Raw genomic sequence first — 6,071 nt, 5'->3', positions numbered from 1 at the left:
ACATTTTCATTTATATTTTTTGTGGTCGAATGAGTAGGAAGACTAGCAAAACCTAGAATACTAGGACCATATAAAACATTTGGTTTTTGGATGAATCCCCTGTAGCCAAATTGGAGGGGGCTTGCCCCTGTTAAAAAAGTGTAAAACATGGTCGTCAAGTCATGATTTTTGGGTTGGAGGGTGGTGTCTCCTTGAATCCGTGAAGTACGTGCCTCCAGCTCCATTTTCAAAGTATTTCTCGAAGCCAAGATCCCCCAGTGACTCGACTGAAAATGGACATCTGTCAGGCCACTTTGAAACATTCCTTCTAAATCCGTTAGCCATGTGTCCATCGTCTGAATGTCCTGTTCCACAGGATTCAATGATACGGTCTGAGAGTAATCGAACTCGTTCAACTTTTGAACGGTGTCATCCCGCTTCTTTTTGGAAGTAATGACGCCTTCCTGAACTGCACTGTCATCGAAATGGGGTAGGGACACGATATCACGATTGAATAATTAATTAGTAAATTTCACTATATTAACTGCAAATAATTTATTTGTTTATCAATTGAATTCTTGACTTCAATTTTGATATATCAAAAAAACCTTGACAGGCTTTAGCCAATCAAGGTAATTGATTAAACAGTAATTTATTTTGGAATATCCCGTTTCCATACACTTTGTCCATCACTCAAAAAGATCTGACTTGGTGGATTATCGTAAAGTGATATTTCTATTAATGAACCTTTCCCTTGTATTAACCAACTATATAAACTACCTTCTTTACTAGAAGGATGAGCTAAAATGTCACCAACTTGAAATGTAATTGCATAATATTCGGTATAATTTATATCATCATCATCCAATCCATTGTCTGTTTCAAAGAGTGTGTCTGGTTCACCAATAATCTTTAACCCGCTATCCCACTCTATTATCAGATTACTATCCTTGTGTTCTTTTATGGTTTTTACCAAAGAATCATATTCCATATAATTTCTCCTTGTTTTATTATTTAAGTGGTTCAGAAGGCACTATATGTGCACCATCTTTTCCATAATGAATTATTCCTCTAGTAGTCTCAAGGTATTCGCCAGTATCGACATCATAATATTTCCCAATTGTTTCACTAAAGTCTACTCTTTCTTTTTTACCATTTGGTAGTAGCTGACCTTTTCCAGCGTACTTATCAAGCAATACTTGTGCTTTTTTATTATCCCCATAGAAGATACTCTTAATTTTTCCATTTGCTAGTTCTTGTTTGTAATTTGGAGTATTAGGAATATGTTTCTCTTGAGAACCTGGCTTTACTTTAGCTGGAAATCCATTTACTTCTCTATAAGGACCAATAGGTACTGAGTTTTTTCCATATGAAGGGACACCATTACCTTTCCCCTTATCCTCAATCTTTTCTATCTTCTTTTCCCCATCTTTAATACTATCAATAATCTTATCTACCATTTTAAGTGGCTTGAAAACGGTGAATAATGCAGCCTCCGCAACGGATTCCGGTGAAGGATCCTCTGACATGGCGATGATGTCCCCTATTAAAAATTCTTCTATCTTTGTTATAGGTGGGAATAAATCTTCTAATGTTTTGCCACTGCCGATTCGTTCTTTCGGAATACTCTGAACATATTTATACTGTTGGGCACCTGTCCGACCATAATATTGTCGTATAATCTTCCCATCCGGTAATGTATAATAAGTTCCTTCGATCACACTCTCTTTTGAAAAGCCACCATATTCATCGGTAACTTTTTTTACATTCACTGCTTCATTGATGAGTATTTGCGCCTCTATGGCGCTAATCAGCTGTTCCACGGATGGAACCAGGTTGTTCTTCCAGAAATTCAAATGGAGAGGATTCCCGTTACTCTTATTCACTGCAGGACCCATAAACACATTTGGTCTTGAAACCTGCCCACCAAGTCCAAACGAGATGGGTGACACCCCTTGGAGATAAGTTTGGAGCATGTTGGATAGTTCCTCGGTTAAAGGGTACTTTTTTAACATCGGAAGAGTCGATTCACGGGTTGCAAGATCCCATACCAGCCTCTTTCTTGCGGGGTTCACACTCCACTGTGACGTCTGAAAGTGGATATCGGACAACCCGTTTTGGAAGAGTCCCTCCATTTCTATAAGGCAGTCTTGCAGGACCCGTAGATCCTGTTCCACAGGATTCAATGACACGGTCTGAGAGTAATCGAACTCATTTAACTGTTGAACGGTGTCATCCCGTTTCTTTTTGGAAGTAATGACCCCTTCCTGAACTGCACTGTCATCGAGATGAGGCAGGGCCATGATAACACGATTGAATAATTAATTAGTAATTTCACTATATTAACTGCAAACAATTTATTTGTTTATCAAATGAATTCTTGACTTCAATTTTGATATATCAATAAAACCTTGAAAGGGTTAACCAATCAAGGTATTTGTTGAACTATTTATTTTTGAATATTCCTTTTCTAACGACCCGAGGTTTTCAATGAATTTCATTTTAAAGAAAAATCTTTTAGTATTTCTAATGTTTTAAAAGCCTGGAATGAATTTGCTTTAGAAGCATAAATCTGAGGACTTTCGAGATTAGACAATTTAAAAATTTGCCCTGCCTCAAACTTTATATACTTACTAAATTGTTCAATAAACTCCCTTTCATCTACCAAATTATATATTTCATCTTTAAATGTGGCAATTAACATATAGTCGTTGTCATCTAAGTTTTCTAAACTTATATATACTTCATAATCAAACGCAGCTGAACTAAAATTCTCTGGTAAAGAATAAATGGAAATGGCAAGAGTTTCTTCCTTCTTTTCTAAAGATTTACCTAGTTTCTTCTCAATTTTATTTATATCCTTAATTTTCCCTGTTTTAAATGATTGACCAAATATACCAATATGAGTAGGACTAAATCCTAATTTGGTTGTAAACTCTTTTGCATTATTATAAAACGCACTCCAGTTATTTGAATAATTTTGATCTATTTTTCCATATAAAACTATTGAGGTTGTAATATGGTTTTGCAATTTAATCACTCCTATTCAGTTATTTAGGTGGAAGAATATAAATATCTCCCGCTTTTTCTCCAAGTAACTTTTGATTATCTATCATTCTTTTTCTTAAATCATAAATATTGTCAGTTTTACTTGGAACTTCATACTGATCAATTTTTCCGTCTTTTCTAACCACCATTATATCTGGTCTACGGTTTGGTCTTATGCCAGGTATTTCATTCGACAGTCCTTTATTTAGATAAACTTTACTTATATTGTCTTGCATAGCTAATTCCTCTGCTTTATCAACCATTGCTTCCCAATGTCCAGGTGTTTTATTGGTATGCGGTTTGCTTGGGTAAGTAATTTTACCATTTGGATTTTTGCCTATTCCTGTAACATCCTCCACGGATTTTTTAGCATCCTTTGCCGTATCCTTTGCTTTCTCCGCTTTCTTTTGGACCTCAATGACATGCTCTAATAAGTCCTTCCCTTCCTCTATCACTTCAGCGGCTTTTTTTAATTTCCCCATAGGCGTTAAAGAAAAAAGAGCGATTCCCTTGTCTGTTTTAGAAGCATTAGGGTCCCTTAGGGTTTCAATATCATTTAAGAGAAACTCATCTGCCGCGATTTCTCCACCCTTTTTAGCAGCTATACTCAAACCTAGTCCCATGGCAAATAATCCATCCGGAGTTCCGGATCCATTTCCACCTAGCACTTTCCTCATTCCCTCATAAGTAATAGGCTCATTCGCGTAATATGTTTGAGGAGTAGAAGGACTATCTACTGCCAATTCTGGATTACTTTTTAAAATTGCTGCGTAAATTTCGTCCAGTTCATTCGATTCATGTTCTACATTTTCATTTATCTTTTTTGTGGTGGAATGAGTAGGGAGACTAGCAAAACCTAGAATACTAGGACCATATAATACATTTGGTTTTTGGATGAATCCCCTGTAGCCAAATTGGAGGGGGCTTGCCCCTGTTAAAAAAGTGTAAAACATGGTCGTCAAGTCATGATTTTTGGGTTGGAGGGTGGTGTCTCCTTGAATCCGTGAAGTACGTGCCTCCAGCTCCATTTTCAAAGTATTTCTCGAAGCCAAGATCCCCCAGCGACTCGGCTGAAAATGGACATCGGTTAGACCACTTTGAAACATTCCTTCTATATCCGTTAGCCATGTGTCCATCGTTTGAATGTCCTGTTCCACAGGATTCAATGACACGGTCTGAGAGTAATCGAACTCGTTCAACTTTTGAACGGTGTCATCCCGCTTCTTTTTGGAAGTGAAAATAACTTTCTAAACTCATTCTTACTCGTCTACGACCTTCTCTAGTAAAATTACAAACCATATCACATTCTTATTGTCCCACTCATAAATCTTCACTTTAAATTACGAGCTTACCCATTGTCTTTAGTTTATAGGTTTTGCAGTGTCATAAGTCCCCACACCATGTAAAATGTCAAATCACCCAATTCACGTACTTTTCTTATTATTCCTATACAAAATAAAACTCCATGATGGCAGTACCTTCATGGAGTCTCTATTTTTAAACGGATCATTGCTCTTTTTGTCCATCTTAAATATTTTAATTGTATTTTAGTTCACTTGCTTTATGTGCCTATACGTAAAACCCTTTCGTATAACTAGTTTAGGCACTAGAGTGCTCTAAACACGTTACCTTTCCTCTTTGCACAAATGATTGTAATGACCAAATCCAGGAAATACATCCCAGTTTCTTTCAAGGGTATCGCTAGTTTCGCGCTCCTCGACTGAACCGGTATTTAAATCTCTCTTTTCCATTGCTATATAACCATCTTCTCGGAAGCCTAAAATCAAGGTACTTACTTCCGTGTCAGTTTCATCATCATATTCCCAATACATAGCTGTTCTTAAAAAAATCTTACCATCACTCATAACTTCAAAATCATAATTTAAATACTTACGAATCAGGTCATCATAAAACCCAACCGATACCCAATCATTTGTAACATTTACAATATACTTAGGTTTCTCATCCTCTACTAATACCGCCGTATATGGTTCTTGTTTTTGATGGTATGTGTATGCAGTACGGTCATCAATTATGTTCCAAGGCTTCTTTTTAATGTCCGACCATTCGTCACAATAATAAATTTTCATAGTCAATTATACAACTTCCCCTTCTACATAATAAACATTATTCGAACATTACTCCAAAGCTAACATTTTCAAAATTCAAATATGCGTTACAAATATCAGAAGTATAATAGGGTTCAACATCTTGAATTTTTCTTGAAGTAATAAATAATCCAAATCCTGATATATCATTCCAATTTTTTTCAAATACTTGGATTTCCGTATCTGTATCATCATTAGCTACAATTATTTCTACATTTTGGTTAACTAATTGAATAACCATTTCATGAACCTTAATCAACTTATCAATTTCTTTATAAATACTCTCCTTTAGAAATTCTATGTCAATTATATCAATATCAGTTTCATAATATTTACGATCATCATATTTATAGCTATTTACTTCTATATTTTCATCATATTGTTTCTTAAATATATTGCAAATCACTTCAATTTCTTCTTTCTTTAATTCATGTTCTGAGAGGTAGGTGTTAACTAATCTCACTATTTTACAACTCCTTTGTCAATTAAATATTTGTATTGTGAGTCACTTAATTTAAATGCTGTATTCATAGTTCCATCTGAGTTAATAAAAGTCCATTGTTTATTATCTTCGTTATAAATATGCGTTCCTTCAACGTTTCTATATTTTCCTTGTTTTCGAACTCCAGTATTAATCAGCTCTGAAACATCATTTTTGAATAATTCCACACTAGATTTACTACCATCAGGATAACTTCCAAAATCTTTTCTGTGTTTACTGAAAGCCTTATCTATTGAGCTTTGTTTAAATACAACATCATCGGCGCTACTGATAAATTTACCCGTACCCTTAGTCTCAATCTCAACATCCTCCACGGATTTTTTAGCATCCTTTGCCGTATCCTTTGCTTTCTCGGCCTTCTTTTGAGCATCAATGACATGCTCTAAAAAGTCCTTCCCTTCCTCTATCCCTTCAGCGGCTTTTTTTAATTTCCC

The 6,071-nt window shown here is 35.5% G+C and carries 8 protein-coding genes; all 8 read right to left on the bottom strand.

The window, feature by feature from the left end:
- Window positions 1–479 (bottom strand): T7SS effector LXG polymorphic toxin (locus HF876_RS18490; protein ID WP_346764104.1); only part of this gene is annotated, 479 nt, incomplete at its 3' end.
- Between the two features lie 152 nt (window positions 480–631).
- Complete coding sequence (locus tag HF876_RS18485) at window positions 632–970, bottom strand: hypothetical protein (protein ID WP_169361525.1); 339 nt, start codon at window positions 968–970, stop codon at window positions 632–634.
- Between the two features lie 19 nt (window positions 971–989).
- Window positions 990–2,282, bottom strand: coding sequence for a polymorphic toxin type 50 domain-containing protein (locus tag HF876_RS18480; RefSeq protein ID WP_169361524.1), 1,293 nt, complete (start codon window positions 2,280–2,282; stop codon window positions 990–992).
- A gap of 194 nt (window positions 2,283–2,476) precedes the next feature.
- A complete protein-coding gene (locus HF876_RS18475) occupies window positions 2,477–3,010 on the bottom strand; it encodes a hypothetical protein (protein ID WP_169361523.1) in 534 nt (177 codons plus the stop codon).
- Window positions 3,011–3,029: 19 nt separating this feature from the next.
- A complete protein-coding gene (locus tag HF876_RS18470; protein ID WP_346764105.1) occupies window positions 3,030–4,268 on the bottom strand; it encodes a T7SS effector LXG polymorphic toxin in 1,239 nt (412 codons plus the stop codon).
- A 384-nt stretch (window positions 4,269–4,652) separates the two neighbouring features.
- On the bottom strand, window positions 4,653–5,117 hold the full coding sequence (locus HF876_RS18465) for a hypothetical protein (RefSeq protein ID WP_169361526.1): 465 nt from the start codon (window positions 5,115–5,117) through the stop codon (window positions 4,653–4,655).
- A 37-nt stretch (window positions 5,118–5,154) separates the two neighbouring features.
- Window positions 5,155–5,598 (bottom strand): hypothetical protein, encoded by a 444-nt coding sequence (locus HF876_RS18460; protein ID WP_169361521.1) that lies wholly within the window; start codon window positions 5,596–5,598, stop codon window positions 5,155–5,157.
- On the bottom strand, window positions 5,598–6,071 hold a 474-nt coding region (locus HF876_RS18455), incomplete at its 5' end, for a colicin D domain-containing protein (protein WP_205964177.1). The genes HF876_RS18460 and HF876_RS18455, both read right to left, overlap by 1 nt.

The organism is Psychrobacillus sp. BL-248-WT-3 (genome assembly GCF_012843435.1).
Classification (GTDB): domain Bacteria; phylum Bacillota; class Bacilli; order Bacillales_A; family Planococcaceae; genus Psychrobacillus.
Note: the sequence above shows the minus strand (reverse complement) of the source record. Positions and strands in the feature narration are given on the sequence as shown.